Here is a 22,719-nt window from a genome sequence, read left to right on the forward strand (position 1 = left end):
TTGTAAACACAGATAAAAAAAAGAGGCTTATAGCCTCTTTTTTTTATCTAAATATTATTTACTACCTTGAATAATTAGGAGCTTCTTTAGTAATGGTTACATCATGCGGATGACTTTCGGCAATTCCTGAAGCCGTAATTTTCACAAATTCAGCATTCGTTTTTTGTTCTTCAATATTTGCAGAACCACAGTAGCCCATCCCCGCTCTTAAACCACCAATAAATTGATGCATGGTAGCATATAAATCTCCTTTATAAGGCACACGACCTTCAATACCTTCTGGAACTAATTTCAAGCTATCATCTTCTTTCCCTTGGAAGTAGCGATCTTTTGAACCGTTTTTCATAGCCTCAACAGACCCCATACCACGATATGATTTAAAACGACGTCCGTTAAAAAGAATAACTTCTCCCGGCGCTTCTTTGGTCCCAGCTAATAAAGATCCTAACATTATAGAATCGGCTCCTGCAGCAATAGCTTTAGGAATATCGCCTGTATAACGAATACCTCCATCTGCAATTACAGGAACGCCTGAGCCTTTTAAAGCTTCGGCTACATTCATTACAGCAGATAATTGCGGATATCCAACACCAGCCACTACACGAGTAGTACAAATTGAACCTGGTCCAATACCAACTTTTACAGCATCAGCGCCAGCGGCAACTAAATCTAAAGCAGCTTTTTCGGTTACAATATTTCCTGCAACGACATCTAAATCTGGAAATTCAGCTTTAACTTCTTTTAATTTATTTAAAATGTTAATGGAGTGTCCGTGTGCAGAGTCTAACACAACGGCGTCAACTCCAGCTGCAACTAATGCTTTAACACGATCTATACAATCTTGAGTAACTCCTATTGCAGCAGCAACTCGTAATCTTCCGTATTCATCTTTATTTGCACTTGGGTTTTCTCTTACCTTGATAATATCTCTAAACGTAATTAAACCAACTAATTTGTTGTTAGCATTAACTACAGGTAATTTTTCAACTTTATTATCTTGTAATATGTCTTCAGCTTGTTTTAATGACGTGCCTTCTTTTACTGTAATTAAGCCTTCAGAAGTCATCACTTCAGAAATTAATCGCTTTTCATTTTTTTCGAATCTTAAATCGCGATTAGTAACAATTCCAACCAATTCATTTTCAGAATTAATTACAGGAATACCTCCAATTTTGTGCTCAAACATTAAGTTATTTGCGTCTAAAACAGTATCGGTAGCTTTTATAGTTACAGGCTCTAAAATCATTCCAGCTTCAGAGCGTTTTACTTTTTTAACTTCTAAAGCTTGCTCTTCTATTGACATGTTTTTATGCAAAACACCAATTCCTCCTTCACGAGCCATAGCAATTGCCATTGCAGATTCTGTTACCGTATCCATCGCTGCAGAGATGATAGGTGTATTTAAAGAAATGTTTCTAGTGAATTTTGAGGTAATATTTACCGTATTGGGCAACACTTCGGAATACGCTGGTACTAATAGTACATCATCGTATGTTAATCCTTCATTGATAATTTTGGATGTAGACATGTGCAATAAATTTATCATTTAATTGCGTGCAAATATACGATATTTAATAACATTAAACTTTTAAGTCACGTTAAATTATTGATAATGGTTTTTACAATAAGCACGTAATACATGAAGTGCATAATCGTATCTGTTTTCTGTGCTTGTAATATCTGTTTTAAATCGAATCTCTTTTGGTACAAGGAGTTTATAAAAGCCCTTACCTTTTGCCATTCGTTCTATAGTATGAAGTGTATTTTCATCAATACCTTCATAAATTTCCTGTAACCAGAAGTATTGTTCTTTATGAACCATGACTTCATCCCACTTTAAAGCCTCAGCACCCTTTAAAACCCTATTGTTTACATACAAATCTTTAAGCCGTTTAAAAGCATGACTAAACACGGTTTCACTTCCTTTATAAGCGTACGACTTGACGCTTTTTGTAGTAAACAAACTGTATGGAAAAGCATATATTAACTGCAACTTGTTTGATATAAAATGTGCCATCTTTGGCCAAACGACTTCACATCCTTTATTATCCATTGCGGTGTAATACCACATATAAAAATCACGACGCTGTTTAATTGTTTTATATTCTAAAGGACGGTTGTGCTCTAAATTATAAACATTTGCATGTTGCCAAACTATGGTGTTGTGTTTTCGATCGGATTTTAACCAGTCTGATGCGCTTAAAACACCATGACCGTTTGCTTTTTTAAAAGCATTTAAAGACGGCCATTCCATAGCGTATCCAAACACACTAAATAAAAGGAAACCTACACAAAATACGAATCGCATGGACGTTTTGTTTAAACCTTAAAAATACAAGAATTTATTAAATCTTAATTTCAAGGGTAGCGTACCAGTTTCTTGGTGCCGATGGAATGATTCCAGGACCAGGATAACCCGTAGCGCGACGTGTAAAATAGCTGTGGTCGAGCAGGTTATTAATTCCGGTTTCTAATTTGAAGCGTTTGTAACTGTATGAAAGTGATACATCTACAATATCGTATGCAGGGATTTCACCAACTACCCCACTTAAACTAGGCGTTACCGAATTTGTGGCATCTGTAAATTGAGAACCTAAATACGTGTACTGGATACTTGCCAACAGATTTTTATAACCACCACGTAAGCCCATTTTTAAATTTAAATCTGGAACAAACTCTACTTTATTGCCCTCAATTCCAACTTGTTCGGAATGGGTGTATTTAGAGCCAATAACAGAAGTGTTTATAAAATAATTTAATTTTACGGTATTATTAAACCCAAAAATACCCTTTAGATTAAAATCGAATAAGGATTCAACACCATACATAACAGCATCACCAACATTGCCACGTTCGGAAGTAATACTCCCGTCTGGCGCTACTTTTTGAACAAAACCAATTCTATCATTATAAAACAAACCAAAAAAACCTAAATCGTAAGAAACAAAACGTTTATAGTTTCCTCTAATTCCAGCATCAGCGGTAAAACCATCTTCATCTGAAATATCTGGATTAATCGAAAAAGCAGGATTTGTAATGTTTATATCTGAAAAAGTTACCGAGCGGTAATTCTGAGAAATATTTCCATAAAGTTCATAATTATTATTTCCTTTATAACTTAAGCCTAAGCCCATTAAAACGAAAGCACGCGGAAATTCCTGTTGTTCTTCAACGGTTTCTTCAAAAATAACATTTCCAGCGCCGTCTAAGTTAATTTTTTTGTAATAGCCATCGCTTTGTGTTTTAATGTATTCGAAACGAAACCCTGGGGTTACTGAAAATTTATCGGTGATATAAAAAATATTTTCACCAAATAAAGACACATTTAAGTTGGGTAAATCGAATCGAGACTGATTGGCATAATAAGGAAATTCATCGGTCGCAAAATCGAAATCGGGACCAATACCATCGCTTCCAGGACCCTGCTGTTGAAAATTTTTAGCTTTATAAAATTTAGTTCCAATTAAAAACGTCGCATTTTTATTAAGCAGTTTGTACTTCGTTAATAATCGTGATTCGAAACCAAAATTATTAAAGTCGCCTTTAATTAAATCGCGTTCCCCTCCTGGATCTATTTGATTTACACGATTGGTACGAAAACCTAGAGCATCTCTAGACGCTTGTAAACCGAAAAAATTAAACGTTAAGTTTGTATTTTCAGAAAATTCGTGTGCAAATTTCAAATTATATAGCAACCAATTTACTTTAAACCAGTTTCTAGCACGATTACTTTGCAGCGGATCTTCTTCAAACATATCATCTGTTAATCCCCCTGCTTGTTGGGCTAAATAATGTAAATAGGAAACCTCTCCGGTTAACGATGTTTTCTCTGTAAATTGATAGCCTATTTGCGCAAAAACATTTTTAGATTCAAACTCTGAATTCGGCCTAAACCCATCCCCTTTTTTATAGTTGAAATAAGTATAATAACTCCATTTATCTTTAGTACCGCTTAAACTTGTAAAGTTGGTAAATAAACCATAACTCCCTAATGTATTTCTTGTGATAAGCTCTATAGGTTTGTTGGGATTTGGTGATTTCAATTTGAAGTTTATCAAACCACCAAACTGCGTTCCATATTGTAAAGATGCCGCACCACGTATTACTTGGATTTCTTCCAAACCTTCGGAAGCAGGCGTATAATAACTTTCTGGATAGCCCAAAACATCGGCACTAATATCGTAGCCATTTTGGCGTGTATTAAAGTTCGCCGTTCTATTAGGATCTAAACCACGACCACCAATATTTAATTGCAATCCCGCATCGTCATTTTGGTAAATATTCAATCCTGCAACTTGACTATAAATTTGGCGTGCATTGTTAGATGCTAAATTTGCCATGGATTGGTCGACTAAAATAACCTCTGTTTTTTTTCCAGCATAGATGGCTGTACCTTCAACATCCTTTAAACGCTGCATTTCAAAAACACGACGTTTTCTTGCTTTTACTTCAACTTCAGATAATTGCGTAGTTAAATCGTGTAATTCAACGGTTAAATTTTCAGCCTCTAAGGTGTTAATTTTAATTTCTTTGGCTTCATATTCAAAAGAAAAAAACACCAAAGTCATCTCTTCTTTTGTGGTTTGAAATTGAAATTGGCCTGCTGCGTTAGTTTTGGCTACTAAACCAGAATATTTATCGTAAACCTGAACATTTTCAACGGTTTTATTTGATTCTGAAAACACAACAACACCACTTACAGTGTTTTGTGCATAGATTGTGACACTAAAAATAAGTGCAAAAATGAAGTTATAAGCCTTTAATGTCATCGTTAAAAGGTAAGATCCAGTGTTTGGGTTTAAAAGATTCTTTTTCTTGGTACAAATCTACGGTTTTATCTATATATGGCTGACTAAGTCGTCCATTTAATGCCACATAACTTTCAACAAAAACTTGGACGTTTTTATGGCCTTGTGCAGTAAAGTGATCACCAAGATAATGTGCGTATTCTAAAATAAAATCGGGTTGAAAACTCATTTGCTTTTCCTGAAAAGGCGTTAAAAAATCGGCGTTATCAACATAAAAAAAGTCACCTGTTTTACCATTTACAATCTTAAATGTAGACATACCCATTTTTTCCATTAGCATGACGCGCCATGAAAAACGATAGCCTTCTTCAGTCCAAAATAATTCATTGGGATATAACAGATATCGAAATGGAAATACCAATTGAAGAACAAAAAACAATCCTATTAAAAGCAAAATAGGTTTTTTAAAAGTATATCTGTAACAGGGTTCTGTTCTAACAGCTATTTTTGAAGTGAAACCTTGAAAAATATCATTAATAAAACGGATTATTTTTTTATGAAAACTAGCATCATAGAAAATAAGTGTCGATGCAATCATAACAAACGGAAACATGCCTATAGGGAATAAAACACGCGTAAATACATGAAAAATAACCACCAAAACAAATGCAAAACCGCGAGTACGTTTATAAAGCAATAAAAACGGAATAGCTAAATCGTAAAGCATGCCACTCCAGCTCATGGCGTACTGAAACCAAGTTTGATGCATTAAAGTATCGCCAATTAATGGCAAATCGTATTTTGAAGGCAGCCAAATTTTTAAAGGCATGGCTTTAAACAGCCAATCGCTATTAAGTTTGGCTAATCCGGCATAAAAATATACAATGCCTAAAAGAAGTTTTACGCTATCAATGGTCCATTGTGGAATGTTTTGATAGGCTTTTTTTCGTAAAAGATTATCCACCGAAAACTGTGCGTTTGCAGGGAGAAAAATCATTAAAAAAGCCATTAAACTTATAAAATAATAATGATTGAGATAGGTGGTTTTATCCATGAGTTCGATGTAAGTAAAACTCAAGAAAAAAGTAATAATGGCCAGCCTATATTTTAAACCTAAAGCCACAAAAAAAGCGGAGAGGCCACAAATTACAAATAATAAATAGGTATAATTACCAAGTGGTTTTACCCATTCGAAACCATAATAAGAGAAATGAAATTTAGGCTGAATATATAAGGTTTCAATCCAACCATGATACCAAAAACGTATCATCCCATAACACATCATAAAACCAAATAGCATACGAAAAACCGCTAAAGGTGCTGCGTTTGTTTTTCGGTTAATATATGATCTTAATGTTATAGGCATAAATGCAAAAAAGGCTGCCTAAAAAGACAACCTTAAATTTATTGTTTTATATGATTACTAATCGCCATCGGCATCAACATAATCTACACTAATATTAAAAGCTTGTAGCATGTCTACTTTTAATAACACGACTATTTTTTGTAGCGCATCATAAGCTTCAGTCATTTTTGTATTATCGGTAGTGACTTGTGTGTAAAAATCGTCGTTTAAAAAGTTTAGTTTCTCACGAGCTTCATCAAATCGAGTTTCTAATTGTGTTACTAAATCTTGACGACCTAAAAACTGTAAATAGGTTTTAAAACTTTCTCCTGTAGTACTTGTTGCATAAGCTTTTCCGTTAAAAACATTTTGTGAAGCATCTAGTGCATCTAAAGCCAATGTTTTTGAATATACTTTGCTGTAATAGCCTTCCACCTTTTCTGGTAATGGTGTAGAGGAAAAATTACCAGCAGGAATGCCTATTTTGTTAGCTCTTAGACCTTTTTCAAAATAAAAAACATAATCGTTGGTAAATTTATTTAAAGCACTTGTTGCAGTATTTTCAGTAGAATTAACAAAAACATCTCTGTAAGAAGATGTCCAATCGTTTAAAACCGTTTCGGTTAAGGCTTGCATTTGATTAATGACATCCGACAAATATTTTGTGTATTTGGCGTCGTTATAGATATTTACAATGGCTGCATCATCGGCAGCTACTCCATAAAGTAAATAATCGACTGCAGGAAAACCAACAGCAGCATTATTATTAGGGTGAGTTAAATCGTAAGAACCTGAAGCGATATTGGCTTCAACTTCTTGAACTGAAGTTGGATACACATTCATTTGAAAACCATAAAGTATAGATTCGGCTTTCCCAATGTTAAACATTTCAACCGATTGCCATACCTTATAAGATGCTAACCAAGAAGTTCTAAGTACATCTAAATTTGTTTGATTTGGCGTTGCTATAAAAGTTTCTTTATCGGCTTTTAAAGACATAAGTTTTACATTAAGATCTTGATAAGCCGGAATAATAATGTTATCGGCTAAATTGGTTAATAAGGCACCGCGATTGTAACCATCGCCAGATGTTTCTGAATTATCATCAGATGAGCTGCAAGCCACAGCAAAACCCATTACCATCAGAGCTAATAAAAACGTTCTTATTTTATTCATAGTCTTCAAAAAATATTTGCAAAAGTACTAAAAGTAGCTGCTGTATAAAATTATACAACAGCTACTTTTTTATAAACCACTAACTTTTAGTTAGCAGCTGCTTCAGTTGTAAAACCAAACTTCACTGAAATTTCATCAGAGATTTCATCTAAAGTATCTGCTGAAACATCCCAGAAACCGTTACCTTCCATTAGTGTTGCTAACATAGTATCAACTTCTGCTTTGGTAAAGTATGGCGCGTTATTTTTTGTATCTCTTGTAAATTGTAAGCTATAAATAAATCCGTAAGCCTCAGATAAAGCATGAAAAGCAGAAGCTGGATCAGCCTCTAATTTACTTTTACCCGCTTGTAAATAATACACACCACGAACTGCAGGAATTAAAGAAATATTATCTCTAATAATTTTAACTTGTTTATCACGAACGGTATACTCGCTTTCTGTAATTGCAGCTCTACCCAATTTAAAAGCTTGGTAAATAGCATCTGCAATTCCTGCAAAATCTTCATCAGCATTAACACGGTCTAAATATTCACCTAAAAATTGATCGGCATCTAAAACAGGTACAGCAGGATCCAATTCGCTTCCGTAAAGGTAACCATAAGCCTCATCCCATTTGTGCTCCATAGTTGTGTAATTTTTTCCAGATTCTAGAACTTCATCATCGTTGTTTGCCACGTTGTCTCCAGCATCTAAAACGGATGTACTCAAGTAATTGTTAAGAATTTGATCGATCATTAAACCTCCAATTAATCCTTTTGCAAATGCTTGATTATACTCTAAACCTTTAGCGTTTAAGTAACGTATTGATCCGCTTAATTGTTGTAATGCCCCTGCATTTCCTGCTGAAGCTATAGCATCCCAATTAGGAAAAACCTCATTAACTTGAGATGCGATCCAACCATCAAAATCAGCTTTAATTGCATTAGCATCTGTTGAGTTATCTGAAAAATAATCAGAAGAAGCAGCTACTTTACTTCTTACATTTTTATTTGAAGCATTTAAGTCGACTTCAGAAAAATCATCTCCACCTTCAATATGTGAAAACATAGACGAAATTTCGAATTCTGTAGTAGTATTAACTTTTAAAGCAGAAACAACTTCATCAGCCATTTTAATTCGAGTTGTTTGGCCATCAAAACTCACTGTAGAATTACCGTTTCTGGTAAACGCATAGGTTTCTGGCGCTTGTACCGTTGGCTCGTTGCTTCCATCATCATCATTTGAACATGATTGGAATAAAGTAGATGCTACAAATAGACTTAAAATTAATTTTTTCATTAGAATTTTATTGATACGTTAGTTTTTATTTAGACTTATTTTAAACAATGGTCTTTTTCAGGCGCAAATATATAATTCATTCTTAAATCTGCAAAGCTTATTTAGATTTAATTGAAATAAGGAGAAAAATTAATGATAAACCTTAAAGATTTTAGACGCTTCATTAAAGGCGCTCTCAAAACTCATAGCATTTAATGCGTTTCTTTTTTTAGTTGTAAAATAGGAAAGTAATTTTTCGGTTGGCATATTACCCACAAGTTCATCTTTCGCCATTGGGCATCCGCCAAAGCCTTGAATAGCACCATCGAACCTGGTGCACCCTGCATGGTAAGCAGCGTCAATTTTTTCAAACCAAGAACTAGCCTTGGTATGTAAATGGGCACCAAATTCAATTTGAGAATATTTAGGGATTAAATTTGAAAACAAATAATCGATACTTTCGGGTGTGGAACTTCCAACGGTATCGCTTAATGATAAAATTTTCACGCCCATATTTGCTAAAGTTTCAGTCCACTCCCCTACAATATCCACATTCCAAGGGTCCCCATAAGGATTTCCAAATCCCATGGAAATATACACCACAACTTCTTTATTATGCTTATGCGCTATATCTAAAATTTCAGAAAGGGTTTCCACAGATTGCGCAATGGTTTTATGGGTATTACGCATTTGAAAATTCTCTGAAATTGAAAACGGATATCCTAAATAATCAATTTCCTTATGCTTACAAGCATCTGTAGCGCCACGTGTATTAGCGATAATGGCTAAAAGTTTACTCGTTGTAGTACTTAGGTCTAATTGGGCTAAAACTTCGGCAGTATCCACCATTTGAGGAATGGCTTTTGGCGATACAAAACTGCCAAAATCGATAGTATCGTACCCCACACGCAACAACGATTGAATGTATTGCACCTTCTGCTGCGTTGGTATAAACTGCTTTATACCTTGCATGGCGTCTCTTGGGCATTCAATAATTTTAATGGGTGCTTGCATAAACTTCAAAATAGAGCATAAAAATAGTATTTATTCTTCTTAATTCTAATATGTACAGAAGACTTCTATTGTAATTTCTGATTCGCTGATCGTCATTTTAATTTGTCATCGATTATATAAACCTTATAACGGCTTTTTTATAGCAAATCTCTAATTAAATATACATTTGATTCTTGTTTGCTCGAAATGAACCTTTTAGCCTATACATACAAATTTTTAATAGTGTCGGTCTTCTTTCTGATTGCCACAAATTTGTATGCCCAAAACGTTGAGGAATTTGGTTGTGGCTCACTTACTTCTCCTAAAGAACAAGCTTACTATAATAACATAAAACCGCAACTAAAAGTTTTTGAACAAGCATTTTTAAATAGGAAGTTTAGTAAAAGTGGTGATTTTAAAGTGGTGAATTCTGTACCTATTAAAATTCATATTATTCGGAATTCTGATGGTTCTGGCGGACTCCAAATTACAGAACTTCATGATATAGTTGAAAATTTAAACCGCATTTACGCCGATGCCTTTTTGGAATTTTTTATTTGTGAAGACATCAATTACATTAACAATGACAGCTTAAGTCATTTTAAAAAAGGTGATGAATCAGTCGTTTTAGAAACCGATTTTGTTCCTGGTTTAATCAATATTTATTTTACAGATGATATAAAAAACACGTCTAATCAAGATATTTGCGGTTACAGCAATAACGACCACAGAAATGATATCATTGTTTTAAATAACCATTGTGCTACAAACGATTCGTCTTTAGCGCATGAATTGGGGCATTTTTTCTCGCTTTTACATACCCACGGTGATGACAATCTTGAAAAAACAACCGAATTGGTTGATGGTAGTAATTGTGATACCGATGGCGATGGGATTTGCGATACGCCTGCCGATCCTGGACTTTCTCACGAAAACGTCGATAATTTTTGTCATTATACAGGTACAGCGGTTGATGCCAACGGCGACAGATACCATCCAGACCCTAAAAACATAATGTCGTATTCTAAAAAAGCTTGCCGAACCACATTTACCGAGCAGCAATTGGCACGAATTTATGCTTTTTACAATACGACTAAAAGTTATTTAAGCTGTTCGAATTTAGATGCTAATTTTATTGCTGATGAACAAAGTAAATGCAATTCCTTTTTAACTGTAAATTTTAAAAGCACGAACAAAAACGCTACAAGTTGGGCTTGGGATATTAACACCGATGGTATTATAGATTACACTACAAAAAACATTAAACACACTTTTGAAGATGGTATTTATGATGTTACGCTAACAGTTTCTAACGCCACTAGAACCGTAACTAAAAGCTTTAAAAATTACATTAAAGTTGGCACCGATTGGGAAGTCCTTTTACATGAAGATTTTGAAGGTTTTGAAATTACAGGAAATCACGGATGGAGTAGTTTTGAAGCCTCTGCCAACGATTACCATTGGTATACAAACCGTGGCGATACACAAACTGAAGGTACAGGGCCAAGTCATAGTACAAACGATAATCAAGAACCAAACAGCTTTATTTATGCTGAAGCTTCTGGAGCTAACCCTGGCGATATCGCCGAATTTATTTCACCGTGCATATATGTTGATTACGAAAATACCGCCTTGGAATTCGCCTATCATATGTTTGGAAAAAATATTGGCGAACTTCATGTCGATATTAAAACCGAAAACGGCTATATAAACGATGTTATTCCTGCGCTTTACGGGCAACAACAAAAAAAGCAAACCGACGCGTTTTTAACTAAAACCGTAGATTTATCAAGTTACACCAACCAAACCATAAATTTAAGGTTTCGAGCGATTCGCGGAGAAAGTTGGGATGGCGATATTGCCATCGACAATATTTTTATAAAAACAATTCATACTGCTATTAGCGATGCCCCAATGTACAGCATTTATCCAAATCCGGTAAAAAACGATTTATTGTATGTAAAAAATAATGCTTCTGAAAACTACTGCATCTTCCAAATTTCAAATTTAAGAGGCCAAACCTTAATATCTGGAACACTAACAAATGCACCTATAAACCTAAGTCGATTAGAATCGGGAACTTATATTTTAAGCATTGTGAATGATAAGTATGAAGCTGTGGTTAAAAAGATTGTAAAGTAAATGTGTTTGCTTTTTTTAAACCTGTTTCACCTTCTTAACCAAACTTTCCGATAAGTAATACAACCACCTTACTTGCTCAGAAACTAGCTGCGTTTCATGCATTTGTACACGCATGTCATGGGATATTGGCAATCCCTTTTCAATTTCTTTATCGCGTTGATCGACCAAATTTTGAAAATAATCATCGTAGTTTTTATTTGCAATAGCCAACTCATCAGGGTTTAAACTGGTGGTAAAATCTTCACCTTTTAAAAGGGCATCGGCTTTATTCAAATTAAATAGAATATGTTTTACATAAACCTCGAATTGGTTGGGCACTTTGTTGGTTTCATTCGTTCTTATGTACATGCCTAAAGATGAAAGCGACGATAAATAAGTGTTTAAAATCGTTATTAAATCATATATAATAGCGCTATTTTCCTGCTTCGATTTTGGTTCTTGTATCAGGCGTTGGTAGGCTGCATTTAAATTTCCAACTTGTAAAAAAGCCTCTTTTCTTGCTAAACTATAACTTGTAGACAACTCGCCTTTTTTATGATAAAATTTATCAATTTCGATTAAAAAACCTGAAAAACTTTCAATAGCATGCGAAAAATAATCCTTTATACCTTTAGCTTCCCATGCTGGCCAAAAAAAGTAATTACCTATATATGCTAGTAAAGCTCCAATTAAAGTATCGAAAACTCGAAATTTTATAACCGCTAATATATTAGGATGAATAAGCGCGTACATAAAAATAACGTATAGCGTAATAAAAGCAGCACCGTTCCTATAGTTTTGCTTTACTAAGGAAAACCCGATGATTAACGACAAAACAGCAATAACCCCATAAACATAAGGGTTTTGGGTTAAAAACACGATCCCAACACCAACAGCTGCGCCAATTAAAGTCCCCACTACCCTATGCTTTGTTCGTTCTTTTGTTAAAGCATAACTAGGACGCATGATAACTACTATGGTTAATAAAATCCAGTAAGGCTGCTGCATTTCCATGGCATAACCAATAATATACCCAATTAACATGGTTACCGTTAAGCGTAAGGAATGTCTAAAAATGGGAGATTTAAACGTGAAATTAGCACGTAGTTTTTTTACATCGTAATCCTGAGGGGTTATAAATTGTTCGGCATCTTTTATACCTCTAATTTTATCGTTTTTAGAGTAGTTATTTATTATCCTAGTAATGTCTCTTATATTACTTATTTGCTTCTCGTAATAAGTTTTATAACTTAATAAAAAAATAGTCCCTTCTCTAGATTCGGGTAAACCAATGGTGACTTTATAAATTTCAATATGGTTTTCAATTTTTTTAAGTAGGATTTTAAAGTTGTTATCAAACGAAAGTTTTTCTTCCTTTAAAACCACTTTAGAAATGTGTTTTAACTGATTAGAAATTTCAAAAATCAACAATTTAAACTCGTCTAATTTCTCTTGATGATTTTCAAATAAATCATCAAATTTTTCATAATCGATGCTATTAGAAATTGCCAACTCATATATTTCCATGATTTTAGAAAAAATCAACTGTTGGCGCCGCGCTCTATTACTAAATCCTGAGCTTAATCGTTTTTCTAAAATTGTTTCTCTTAAGGTTTCATGCAGTTCATTTATTTCTGATTGAAGAATAAAAAGCTGCTCGAAAAGTGCCGTTCTATTGTCTCTTTCAACTAATAATCTGCCTCGTATTTTTATAAATTCTGAAGTCTTTTCTAATAACTCTACAAACAAAAAATCAACTTCAACCTTTGGTAAAATTATTTGCCCCAAAATGGTTAGAATTAAAAACCAAAATCCGCCCAAAGCAATATATAAGGTATATTGAAGAATAGAGATGTCTGAATGATGAAATGCAAACCCCAAAACCAAAGCCAACAACCCAGCTAAGGATACTAAAGACGCCCTAAAACCAAATACCGAAATGTACGAAACCGAAAAAACTAAAAGAATTAATAAGGGGATAATAAAGAACAGCGAACGACTAAAATAACCTATTAAAAACGTAATAATACAGATTAAAAAAATAGAAAATAGTATGCCGTAAAACTTATGTTTTAAACTCCCAGGAACATCGGATGGCGCGCACAAAATAGCTCCTAAAGCAATGCTTAACCCGATATCGAATCTATCAAAAAAGTAAATAGATATGAGTACAGGAATGGTAATGGCCAAAGCCACCAAAAAAGCTTTTACAAAGTGGACACTTTTAAAGTATCTGACTAAATTTTTAATCATAAAAATAATTATGAATCAAATTTAAGAAGGTTTTCTAGGGCAGGCTATTTATTTCTAAATAATTAAACTAAAAGTAACATGTCATAAAAAACCGAAAGGCTACTTGGATAAAATTGCTTTATTAATCGCCTTTATTAAGCTTGGCCCCTCGTAAATAAAACCTGTGTAAATTTGAACCAAGTCGGCACCTGCTTCTATTTTTTCAAGGGCATCTTTAGCAGAATGAACCCCACCTACACCAATTATTGGAAACGCTTTATTACTTTTTTCTGAAAGATATTTAATAACCTGTGTGCTTTTTTCTTTTATTGGCTGGCCGCTTAATCCACCATTTCCAATATGCTCAAGCAACTCGTTTGAAGCTTTTAAACCACTTCTGTCGGTAGAAGTATTGCTGGCAATAACACCATCCAATTTCGTGTCGCTAACCAATTGAATAATTTCATCCAGTTGCAGGTTATTTAAATCTGGAGCAATTTTTAGTAAAATTGGTTTCTGCTCATCAAAAGTAGCATTCGCTTTTTGTACCGCGCCAATTAATTCTTCTAAATAATCTTTATCGTTTAATTTAGCGTGACTTCCAACGTTTGGACAACTTACATTCAGCACAAAATAATCCACAAAAGGATGTAGCGCATTAAAACACTCTAAATAATCTTTGGTATAATCTTCAGGTTTTGTGCTGGTATTTTTCCCAATATTACCACCTATAATTAATTTGCCTTGATTCTTCTTTAATTGCGAAATCGCCTCTTGCAAACCTTCATTATTAAATCCCATACGGTTAATAATCCCTTGGTCGTCCTTAAGTCTGAACAACCTCGTTTTTGGGTTTCCCGGTTGTGCTTTAGGCGTTACCGTACCAATTTCTATAAAACCAAATCCGAAATTTGCTAATTCATTATACAACACCGCATTTTTATCAAATCCAGCAGCAAGTCCAACTGGGTTTTTAAATGTTAGTCCGAATAAATCGCGTTCCAAGCGCTTGTCTTCAACCACATATAAACTTCTAAATATAGCTGAAATGCCAGGGATTTTAGATGAAATTTTAATTAGTGAAAAGGTAAAATGATGAATTTTTTCAGGATCGAACAAGAAAAATAAAGGGCGAAGTAAAAGTTTGTACATCTGTATTATTTGTGCAAAAATAAGGCTTATTCATCTAAATAAAAAATCAGTGAATTCATAAGCTCAAAAAAATTAATATTCGTATTTTAGATGCGCAACACATAAACCATTATCTTTCTGTAAATCAATGCATTTACAACTTAATCCCTTTATTTTTTCTATATGATTTCAAAAGAACACATTATAAAACGTTTTATAAGTTATGTTACTGTCGATACCGAATCCGATCCTAATTCCAACGAAACACCAAGCACCAAAAAACAATGGGATTTAGCCAATAAACTTGCCGAAGAATTAAAATCTATTGGCTTACAAGAGGTTACTATTGATGAAAACGCCTATATCATGGCAACTTTACCTAGTAATGTAGACCATGAAGTGCCTACCATTGGATTTATTTCGCATTTTGACACCTCTCCAGATTTTACAGGTGCCAATGTAAAACCTCAAATTGTTGAAAATTACAACGGTAAAGACATTGTTTTAAATGCTGAAGAAAACATTGTTTTATCGCCAGATTATTTTGAAGATTTAAACCTTTATGTAGGACAAACGCTTATTACAACCGATGGTACAACCCTATTGGGTGCCGATGATAAAGCAGGCATTTGCGAAATTGTTTCGGCCATGGAGTATTTAGTAAATCATCCAAAAATTAAACACGGAAAAATTAGAGTTGGTTTTACCCCCGATGAAGAAATTGGCAGAGGGGCTCATAAATTTGATGTGAAAAAATTTGGTGCAGATTGGGCTTACACTATGGATGGAAGTCAAATTGGCGAACTGGAATACGAAAATTTTAATGCGGCTAGTGCCGTTGTGAAAATAAAAGGTAAAATTGTGCATCCTGGTTATGCCAAAGGAAAATTAATAAACTCCATGTACATTGCCACCGAGTTTATTAATTCGCTGCCTAGAATGGAGACACCCGAACATACCGAAGGCTATCAAGGTTTTTTCCATTTACACGACATGAAAGGTGAAGTTGAAGAAACCACACTAGAATATATTATTCGCGATCACGATCTAGGGCATTTTCAAGCGCGTAAAGAAGTGATGATAAAGCTCACTAAAGAGCTAAATTCTCAATACGGTTGGGAAGTGATTACTACCGAAATTAAAGATCAATATTTCAACATGCTTGAAAAAATTGAACCTGTGATGCACATTGTAGATATTGCTGAAGAAGCTATGATTGAAAGCGGTATAAAACCTATAATTAAAGCCATTCGTGGTGGTACCGACGGGGCGCAATTGAGTTATATGGGGTTACCTTGCCCCAATATTTTTGCTGGCGGACATAATTTTCACGGACGCTATGAGTATGTTCCTGTGGAAAGTATCATAAAAGCCACCGAAGTGATTTGTAAAATAGCCGAACTCACGGCCAAAAAAGAATAGCTATTGCTTATTCAATGAATTTAACTTAGAATGCTAGCATTCTACAAAAAATAGAAACTATGAAATTTAAACTTTTAATTTTAGCAATCGTGCTTTTTGTGAGCTGTAAATCTCAAAACCAAGCTACTTCAACTAACAAATCATCGGAAGTTATGGCAACACCAATTAAACATGATATTAGCATGTATCCTAAAGCGGACGACGCGCAACTTCGACACATTATTAATATACCAAAAACACAAAATGATGATGCTTTTAAAGTAGAACTTTACGTTGGAAAAATGGCTGAAGTAGACTGTAATAAAAGCAGTTTATCTGGTTCTTTTCGTGAAGAAACTGTTTCGGGTTGGGGTTATTCGTATCTAAATTTCGAAACCAACGGCCAAATTATAAGCACGAGAATGCTTTGTCCAGACAACACAAAACATGAAGCATTTGTAAACTCTGCTAGTGAAATGGTACGTTATAACAGTAAGTTACCCATTGTGGTTTATACCCCAAAAGGCTACGAGGTACGTTATAAAATTTGGTCTAGGAGTGATGTGGAACAAACCGCTAAGATTCAGTAGTTAAGTAGTTAAGTAGTTAAGTAGTTAAAACTACAACATTTTGAAAACAAACACTATATTATGAAAATAAATAACATCTTAGAAGGCATAGGCAATACACCTGTGGTTCGTCTAAGGAAATTATTTCCAAACAACAATGTATGGATGAAGCTTGAAAAAGCCAACCCTGGAGGAAGCATTAAAGATCGTATCGCTATAGCTATGATTGAAGATGCTGAAAAACAGAACCTGCTTACAAAAGACACTGAAATTATAGAACCAACTTCTGGGAATACAGGCATTGGTTTAGCCATGGTATGTGCGGTAAAAGGCTATAAATTAACCTTGGTAATGCCAGAATCTATGTCGGTTGAAAGACGTGCTTTAATGGCTGCATACGGTGCAAATTTGGTACTTACACCAAAAGAACTTGGATTAGCTGGTACCATTGCAAAGGCCGATGAGCTGTTAGAAACTACTAAAAATACGTGGATGCCTTCGCAATTTACAAACCAAGCCAACCCAGAAATACACAGAAAAACAACCGCTTTAGAAATTGCTAATGACTTCCCTGAAGGTTTAGATTATTTTATAACAGGCGTTGGAACCGGCGGTCATATTACAGGGATTTCTGAAGTTTTAAAAAAGCAATTCTCTAATTTAAAAGTGCTTGCCGTAGAACCCAATGATTCGCCAATTATTTCTGGTGGTGAACCAGGACCGCATCCATTACAAGGCATCGGACCAGGTTTTTTCCCTGAAGTTTTTAACAGAGACTCTATTGATGGGGCTGTAAGAATTACAAAAGAAGAAGCTTTCGCTGAAGTTCAAAACATTGCGAAATCAGAAGGCATTTTAGTTGGTATTTCCACAGGTGCTTCTTTGGCTGCAGTAAGAAAACAACTCCCAGAACTTAAGAAAGACGATGTGGTTTTAACCATGAATTACGATACAGGTGAACGCTACTTGTCTATTGAAGGCTTGCTTTAAAATTAAAGCTGAAAAAAATTCAAAAAGCCTTAAATTATAAAAAGCAAAAAGCTTCCTAAATTGGAAGCTTTTTGCTTTTATACACTACAAACGAATCTTTCTATAAAGATACTTTTGTTCCTGTTGCAATTCCGTCGATAATATCTATAATGGTATTTGGATTTTTACCATTTGCAATAAATGTAGGGATATTGTTAGCTGCTGCTTCTTGGGCATAATCTAACTTAGAGCCCATACCGCCACGACCTTCTTCTGCTGCTTTATTACTATCTTTTATATATTTATCCAAGTCTTCACCTGGTTCAATATTCTCAATTAAATTACTCGATTCACTTTCAGGGTGTCCTGTGTAAACCCCGTCAATATCAGTTAAAATAATCAACTTATCAGCATTAATTAATTGCGCTATTAAACTAGCAAGCTCGTCATTATCAGAAAACATAGACATGGTTACCGAAACGGCATCATCTTCATTAGCAATTGGAATAACACCTTCTTGCATTAAACCTTCACAGCAATTAATCATATTTTCTCTATGAATCCCAGGACTAAAATCACGCTTAGTTGGTAAAACCTGCGCACATTTCATTCCATAATCATTAAAAATATTATAATACAAACGCATCATTCTTGGTTGCCCAATAGCCGAATATACTTGGCGGCGTTGTGTTGTATTTTTAATTTTTGATTTGCCTAAAACTTCTTTTCCTGCAATTACAGATCCAGACGACACTAAAATGGTCATGATATCTCTATCGTAAAGTTCGGCTATTTGTTTTACTAAATTTCTTAAAACAGGTCTTACAATCCTGTTGTCTCTGTTGGTCATTACGTTAGTACCAACTTTTATTACTACTCTTTGTTTATACATAATTAATGTTCTTCTCCTAATTCAATTGCACGATTAAATGCCGCATAAGCCGCATCTTTAATTAAAATATTCACATTGTTATCTTCCATAGAATCTAACGCTGCTCTTGTGGTTCCGCCTTTCGAAGCTACTTTTTCCATCCATGAATTTGGAGATATATTGGATTGGTTAAAAAGCTCGACTGCTCCAGCGAACGTTTGGGCGACTAATGTTGTTGAGTCGCTTTTTGAAAAGCCCATTTGCAAGGCTGCTTCCATCATACTTTGCATAAAATAGAAAACATAAGCAGGACCACTTCCTGAAATTCCTGTTGAAGCATCAATTAATTTTTCATTTGAAACTTTAATAGATTTTCCAGTGGTATTTAATAGACTTTCAATGGTTAACATTTCAATATTTGAAACTTGAGATGAAACCACATAAGAAGTTAAACCTAAACCAATTTGGGCTGGTAAATTAGGCATAGCTCTTACAACTTTTTCTAAGCCCGTCATTTCTTGAATGGAACCTATAGTAACACCTGCCATAATAGACACAATAATTTGCTGCGAATTAACTAATGGTTTAATAGCTTTAAATACACTCTCTGCGTGATAAGGCTTTACGGCAACAAAAATAATATCTGCTGTTGGGGCGCATTTTTTTAAATCGTCAAAGGCATCAAAATGGTCTATTTTATCAAGTTCTTCAAGCTTTTCTTTGCTCGTATCAAGAACCATGATATTTCTTTTCTTAAGAAGTTTGGATTTAGACATCCCTTCGGCATAGGTTAATCCCATATTTCCGGCTCCGATTACTAGTACTTTCATGTGTTTTTAGTTATTGTAAGTTTGTTAATTTTTGTTTTTATAGTATTAAACGAATAGCATACAATCATTGCAATCTTTTACTTCACCATAATAAGTGGCTCTATATTTGTGAAGCGTTTTAACGGGCAGACCAAAAAGATACTTTCTAATGTAAGTTACTTTTGTGGTAAGCTCACCCATTTTCATGCTATATCGCTTTTCGTATTGTGTTTTTCGTTTTATATATATAATTTTCATAGGTATTTCTTTTTTAATGTGTTTTGGTAATCTATCGCTTTAATCGCATTTCGATATTCCGTGCTTCAAAACCTTCATTTTCAAAAAGTTTAATCACAGGATTATCTTTATTAATATGCGTTGCAATAGCGCCTCTACAATATTTTTTGGTATGCTTAATCAACGCTTTGGCTATGCCTTGCCCTCTAAATTCTTCCTTTACTGCCATGTATACTAAAATGTTTTCAGACAAATACTCGTTCATGCCTGTTTTATTAACTACTGCAGCGCCAACTATGTTATTTTCATGTTCCATAATAAAAACATAGCCACCCAAACCAGCAATTTCTTTGGCAGCATAAAGCATAGATTTTCTTATGGCACTTTTTGTATCTCTAAATGTGCCAGAATGCTCAAATAAAAAATTAGTTATACGATTAATATCATTGATTGATAACCTTGTAAAGGCATCAAATGTTTTTATAGTCATTGACTTTTTGGGAATATAAATAGGTTGTATCTAAATTTCAGATACAACGGGACATGTTTAAATTACAATGAATCCCATTAAATTAAACTGGTTTAAAAACAAGTTAAAATAAAAGGTAATTGCTTTAAATGAAGGAAAAAATGGCGATTGCGCTAGGTTGAAGGAGGAATGAATTTATCCGATTGGGTTCTAAAAACTAGAAAGTTAAAATTGAATATTCTTTGATTCTGTTGATCATGTATTCCTTTACTCATAGGTGCAAATTTACGTAAATAAACCCCTAATAGCAAATTTGGACTGTTAAGAAAATTTAACAAGAAAAGGATTAAACAAAAAAAGCCCCCTAAATTGGGAGCTTTTTGAATCAAATAAAATTGATTATTATTTTTCTGGAGCGTTAAGTTTTGTACTCATTTCCATTGAAATAGCCGATTTATCGAATTTTAATTTTCCAGACATGGTTTCTAAAACACAACTAGCGTCCTTATCATTAATTTCTAAAACCTTAGCATGTAAACCACTTTTGGTAATAACTTTATCACCACGTTTTAACTCTGCAGCAAATTTCTTTTCTTTTTTTGCGCGTTTCATTTGCGGTGCAATCATAAAGAAATACACGACTACAAACATTAATACAAATGGTAGTAAACTACCTACTCCTTCTCCCATTATTGATATATTTAGCGTTTACGCTTGTTTATAATTAACTCTTTTTTGCAGGATCTGGTTTTACAAAAGCTGTAATTTTAACCACTTCCGAACCTTTTTCTGTGTTCGCTGTAACAGTAATAGTTTTAGAAACTTTGTTTGCTCCGCTTCCGTTAAACTTTACTGTAAATTTTCCTGTTTCACCTGGCGCTAATGGCTCTCTACTCCAATCTTGAGGAACAGTACAACCGCAAGAACTTTTAATATCTGTAATCACTAAAGGTGCATTACCTGCATTTTTATAATTAAATACAGTTTCAACAGGCGTTTTAGCTTCAATTTCTCCAAAATCGTGCTCTGTTTTTTCAAACTCTAACACAGGAAAGTTTGAAGCCGTTGCATCACGTTCAGCAGCTGCTGTTACATTAGTTTCTTCTATTTTTTCAGCAGCGTTTTTATCTTTACAAGATGTAAAAGCAACTAAGCATAATGTGGTTAATCCAAAAATTATTTTTTTCATGATTCCATTTTTTAGGTTTGGTGCGTAAAAATAGCAATTATTTATTCGTTTAAAAATTTTTACAATCTTCTTAACAGATATTAACAAATTATAGGTTTACATTAAACCGCGGCCTATTTTATTAAGTACGCCATCGGCTTCATATTCCTTAACTAACTTATCTAAAATACCATTAATGAAAATGCTACTTTTTGGTGTTGAATATTCTTTAGAGATTTCTAAATACTCATTCATAGTTACCTTTACAGGAATAGATGGAAAGTTTTTAATTTCTGAAATGGCCATTTGTAAAAGCACATAATCAACGTTTGCAATACGCTCTGAATCCCAGTTTGTGGTTTTAAGCGCAATTTCTTTATTAATAGCAGTTCTATTTAATAAGGTTTTTTTAAACAAGGTAATTGCAAATTGTTTATCCTCGATATCCTTATATAATTTAGGTGTAAAATACTTTTCTGGCGATGTTGCTTTAGCTTTTCTAAGCAATTTTAAAATGGTGGTGTTTACCGTTGGTAAATCGTCTAACCAAGTTAAATTTTTGTCTTCAATATAATCGTATAACTTTTCGTTTGGTGCGACAATATCTTTAAACACATCTACAATAAAACTGCGGTCTTCTTTAAAATCGGAAACGCGTGTTTGCATATAATCGGCATACAAATCACTTGAAGTAATGGCTTTAAAAATAACATCAACGTATTCGTTATCTAATTCCCAATTAACATGACCATTACGTTTAATTTCGTCATCTAATTGAATGTTATCTTTTAGGAGTTTTAAAAGTTCGTTATTTACAAACTTTCGGTTGGGATCTTTGTCTTCCTTGGTGGCAAGATGTTTATTTTGTTTCTTTTGTAAATCGTCTTCAGCGCGTTTTTGAACTTCAATCAATAACGAAATAATTAAAAGATACAAGTTGTACATATTTTCAATACTAAAAAGTAAAAACTTCTGATCTTTACTAAAATCATCACTTTCACTCCCTTTAAATGCATAGATAGTTTGCATTACTTTTACGCGAATATGTCTTCTACTTAACATCATTACAAAGAACTTTAATTAAAAATTGAGGGGATTCATAATTTTCCCGAGGCAAAAATAACACTATATTTAAAAATTTACCGCTAATTATTCATTTAATTATTCTAAAAAATGTGAAACCATATTTAACAATTAGGCGACACATCAAAAGGCGTTAAT

20 protein-coding genes are annotated in these 22,719 nt (G+C 33.9%); 4 read left to right on the plus strand and 16 right to left on the minus strand.

The window, feature by feature from the left end:
• Nucleotides 1-61: 61 nt before the first annotated feature.
• From guaB to H6X70_RS12135, 7 genes are all read right to left on the minus strand, one after another.
• Nucleotides 62-1,528 carry an IMP dehydrogenase gene (gene guaB / locus H6X70_RS12105; protein WP_194767955.1) on the minus strand — a complete coding sequence of 489 codons (1,467 nt, stop codon included), beginning with the start codon at nucleotides 1,526-1,528 and terminating at the stop codon, nucleotides 62-64.
• Nucleotides 1,529-1,603: 75 nt separating this feature from the next.
• Nucleotides 1,604-2,308 carry an Insecticidal toxin complex protein gene (locus H6X70_RS12110; RefSeq protein ID WP_194767956.1) on the minus strand — a complete coding sequence of 235 codons (705 nt, stop codon included), beginning with the start codon at nucleotides 2,306-2,308 and terminating at the stop codon, nucleotides 1,604-1,606.
• 37 nt (nucleotides 2,309-2,345) lie between these two features.
• Entirely contained in the window at nucleotides 2,346-4,769 is a 2,424-nt protein-coding gene (locus H6X70_RS12115; RefSeq protein ID WP_194767957.1) for a TonB-dependent receptor domain-containing protein, read from the minus strand.
• Nucleotides 4,750-6,114 carry an HTTM domain-containing protein gene (locus H6X70_RS12120; RefSeq protein WP_194767958.1) on the minus strand — a complete coding sequence of 455 codons (1,365 nt, stop codon included), beginning with the start codon at nucleotides 6,112-6,114 and terminating at the stop codon, nucleotides 4,750-4,752. The genes H6X70_RS12115 and H6X70_RS12120 overlap by 20 nt, the downstream gene beginning before the upstream one ends.
• A 57-nt stretch (nucleotides 6,115-6,171) precedes the next feature.
• Nucleotides 6,172-7,269, minus strand: a complete 1,098-nt coding sequence (locus H6X70_RS12125) for an imelysin family protein (RefSeq protein ID WP_194767959.1) — start codon at nucleotides 7,267-7,269, stop codon at nucleotides 6,172-6,174.
• A gap of 86 nt (nucleotides 7,270-7,355) precedes the next feature.
• Nucleotides 7,356-8,549: a DUF4856 domain-containing protein gene (locus H6X70_RS12130; RefSeq protein WP_194767960.1), complete on the minus strand. Its 1,194-nt coding sequence runs from the start codon at nucleotides 8,547-8,549 to the stop codon at nucleotides 7,356-7,358.
• Nucleotides 8,550-8,678: 129 nt separating this feature from the next.
• Nucleotides 8,679-9,542, minus strand: coding sequence for a hydroxymethylglutaryl-CoA lyase (locus H6X70_RS12135; RefSeq protein ID WP_194767961.1), 864 nt, complete (start codon nucleotides 9,540-9,542; stop codon nucleotides 8,679-8,681).
• Nucleotides 9,543-9,764: 222 nt separating this feature from the next.
• On the opposite strand from H6X70_RS12135, the gene H6X70_RS12140 reads away from it, so the two are divergent.
• Entirely contained in the window at nucleotides 9,765-11,663 is a 1,899-nt protein-coding gene (locus H6X70_RS12140) for a T9SS type A sorting domain-containing protein (protein WP_194767962.1), read from the plus strand.
• 15 nt (nucleotides 11,664-11,678) lie between these two features.
• Here H6X70_RS12140 and H6X70_RS12145 read toward each other — a convergent pair whose 3' ends face one another.
• Entirely contained in the window at nucleotides 11,679-13,895 is a 2,217-nt protein-coding gene (locus tag H6X70_RS12145; protein WP_194767963.1) for an FUSC family protein, read from the minus strand.
• 99 nt (nucleotides 13,896-13,994) lie between these two features.
• Nucleotides 13,995-15,026, minus strand: coding sequence for a quinone-dependent dihydroorotate dehydrogenase (locus H6X70_RS12150; RefSeq protein WP_194767964.1), 1,032 nt, complete (start codon nucleotides 15,024-15,026; stop codon nucleotides 13,995-13,997).
• A gap of 162 nt (nucleotides 15,027-15,188) precedes the next feature.
• Between H6X70_RS12150 and pepT the strand changes: the two genes are divergently transcribed.
• From pepT to cysK, 3 genes are read left to right on the plus strand one after another with little or no spacing between them, the layout of a single operon-like run.
• Nucleotides 15,189-16,427: a peptidase T gene (gene pepT / locus H6X70_RS12155; protein ID WP_194767965.1), complete on the plus strand. Its 1,239-nt coding sequence runs from the start codon at nucleotides 15,189-15,191 to the stop codon at nucleotides 16,425-16,427.
• A gap of 59 nt (nucleotides 16,428-16,486) precedes the next feature.
• The gene (eco, locus tag H6X70_RS12160) at nucleotides 16,487-16,996 is read left to right on the plus strand and encodes a serine protease inhibitor ecotin (RefSeq protein ID WP_194767966.1); all 510 of its coding nucleotides are present in this window, start codon (nucleotides 16,487-16,489) and stop codon (nucleotides 16,994-16,996) included.
• 60 nt (nucleotides 16,997-17,056) lie between these two features.
• Complete coding sequence (gene cysK, locus H6X70_RS12165; protein WP_194767967.1) at nucleotides 17,057-17,965, plus strand: cysteine synthase A; 909 nt, start codon at nucleotides 17,057-17,059, stop codon at nucleotides 17,963-17,965.
• A 100-nt stretch (nucleotides 17,966-18,065) separates the two neighbouring features.
• Here the strand turns inward: cysK and proB are convergent, their stop codons facing one another.
• The 7 genes from proB to H6X70_RS12195 form a co-directional block, all read right to left on the minus strand.
• On the minus strand, nucleotides 18,066-18,836 hold the full coding sequence (gene proB / locus H6X70_RS12170) for a glutamate 5-kinase (protein WP_194767968.1): 771 nt from the start codon (nucleotides 18,834-18,836) through the stop codon (nucleotides 18,066-18,068).
• A gap of 2 nt (nucleotides 18,837-18,838) precedes the next feature.
• Nucleotides 18,839-19,645, minus strand: a complete 807-nt coding sequence (proC, locus tag H6X70_RS12175; protein WP_194767969.1) for a pyrroline-5-carboxylate reductase — start codon at nucleotides 19,643-19,645, stop codon at nucleotides 18,839-18,841.
• Between the two features lie 45 nt (nucleotides 19,646-19,690).
• Nucleotides 19,691-19,882, minus strand: a complete 192-nt coding sequence (locus H6X70_RS17065) for a hypothetical protein (protein ID WP_228530353.1) — start codon at nucleotides 19,880-19,882, stop codon at nucleotides 19,691-19,693.
• Nucleotides 19,883-19,913: 31 nt separating this feature from the next.
• A complete protein-coding gene (locus tag H6X70_RS12180; RefSeq protein ID WP_194767970.1) occupies nucleotides 19,914-20,351 on the minus strand; it encodes a GNAT family N-acetyltransferase in 438 nt (145 codons plus the stop codon).
• A 381-nt stretch (nucleotides 20,352-20,732) separates the two neighbouring features.
• Complete coding sequence (gene yajC / locus H6X70_RS12185; RefSeq protein ID WP_194767971.1) at nucleotides 20,733-21,020, minus strand: preprotein translocase subunit YajC; 288 nt, start codon at nucleotides 21,018-21,020, stop codon at nucleotides 20,733-20,735.
• Nucleotides 21,021-21,054: 34 nt separating this feature from the next.
• Nucleotides 21,055-21,519: a DUF1573 domain-containing protein gene (locus H6X70_RS12190; protein WP_194767972.1), complete on the minus strand. Its 465-nt coding sequence runs from the start codon at nucleotides 21,517-21,519 to the stop codon at nucleotides 21,055-21,057.
• Nucleotides 21,520-21,615: 96 nt separating this feature from the next.
• Complete coding sequence (locus tag H6X70_RS12195; protein ID WP_228530354.1) at nucleotides 21,616-22,563, minus strand: transcription antitermination protein NusB; 948 nt, start codon at nucleotides 22,561-22,563, stop codon at nucleotides 21,616-21,618.
• Nucleotides 22,564-22,719 lie beyond the last annotated feature (156 nt).

This window comes from Tamlana sp. I1, assembly GCF_015355625.1.
In the GTDB taxonomy this organism is placed as follows: Bacteria; Bacteroidota; Bacteroidia; order Flavobacteriales; family Flavobacteriaceae; genus Pseudotamlana.

Excerpts from the sequence above, each read along its gene's own strand:
- H6X70_RS12135 (WP_194767961.1), bottom strand. The coding sequence starts at position 9,542 with ATGCAAGCACCCATTAAAATTATTGAATGCCCAAGAGACGCCATGCAA.
- proC (WP_194767969.1), bottom strand. The coding sequence starts at position 19,645 with ATGAAAGTACTAGTAATCGGAGCCGGAAATATGGGATTAACCTATGCC.
- H6X70_RS12150 (WP_194767964.1), bottom strand. The coding sequence starts at position 15,026 with ATGTACAAACTTTTACTTCGCCCTTTATTTTTCTTGTTCGATCCTGAA.
- pepT (WP_194767965.1), top strand. The coding sequence starts at position 15,189 with ATGATTTCAAAAGAACACATTATAAAACGTTTTATAAGTTATGTTACT.
- H6X70_RS12125 (WP_194767959.1), bottom strand. The coding sequence starts at position 7,269 with ATGAATAAAATAAGAACGTTTTTATTAGCTCTGATGGTAATGGGTTTT.
- H6X70_RS12190 (WP_194767972.1), bottom strand. The coding sequence starts at position 21,519 with ATGAAAAAAATAATTTTTGGATTAACCACATTATGCTTAGTTGCTTTT.
- guaB (WP_194767955.1), bottom strand. The coding sequence starts at position 1,528 with ATGTCTACATCCAAAATTATCAATGAAGGATTAACATACGATGATGTA.
- eco (WP_194767966.1), top strand. The coding sequence starts at position 16,487 with ATGAAATTTAAACTTTTAATTTTAGCAATCGTGCTTTTTGTGAGCTGT.
- H6X70_RS12195 (WP_228530354.1), bottom strand. The coding sequence starts at position 22,563 with ATGATGTTAAGTAGAAGACATATTCGCGTAAAAGTAATGCAAACTATC.
- H6X70_RS12110 (WP_194767956.1), bottom strand. The coding sequence starts at position 2,308 with ATGCGATTCGTATTTTGTGTAGGTTTCCTTTTATTTAGTGTGTTTGGA.
- H6X70_RS12130 (WP_194767960.1), bottom strand. The coding sequence starts at position 8,549 with ATGAAAAAATTAATTTTAAGTCTATTTGTAGCATCTACTTTATTCCAA.
- H6X70_RS12120 (WP_194767958.1), bottom strand. The coding sequence starts at position 6,114 with ATGCCTATAACATTAAGATCATATATTAACCGAAAAACAAACGCAGCA.
- H6X70_RS17065 (WP_228530353.1), bottom strand. The coding sequence starts at position 19,882 with ATGAAAATTATATATATAAAACGAAAAACACAATACGAAAAGCGATAT.
- H6X70_RS12180 (WP_194767970.1), bottom strand. The coding sequence starts at position 20,351 with ATGACTATAAAAACATTTGATGCCTTTACAAGGTTATCAATCAATGAT.
- proB (WP_194767968.1), bottom strand. The coding sequence starts at position 18,836 with ATGTATAAACAAAGAGTAGTAATAAAAGTTGGTACTAACGTAATGACC.
- yajC (WP_194767971.1), bottom strand. The coding sequence starts at position 21,020 with ATGGGAGAAGGAGTAGGTAGTTTACTACCATTTGTATTAATGTTTGTA.
- H6X70_RS12145 (WP_194767963.1), bottom strand. The coding sequence starts at position 13,895 with ATGATTAAAAATTTAGTCAGATACTTTAAAAGTGTCCACTTTGTAAAA.
- H6X70_RS12115 (WP_194767957.1), bottom strand. The coding sequence starts at position 4,769 with ATGACATTAAAGGCTTATAACTTCATTTTTGCACTTATTTTTAGTGTC.
- cysK (WP_194767967.1), top strand. The coding sequence starts at position 17,057 with ATGAAAATAAATAACATCTTAGAAGGCATAGGCAATACACCTGTGGTT.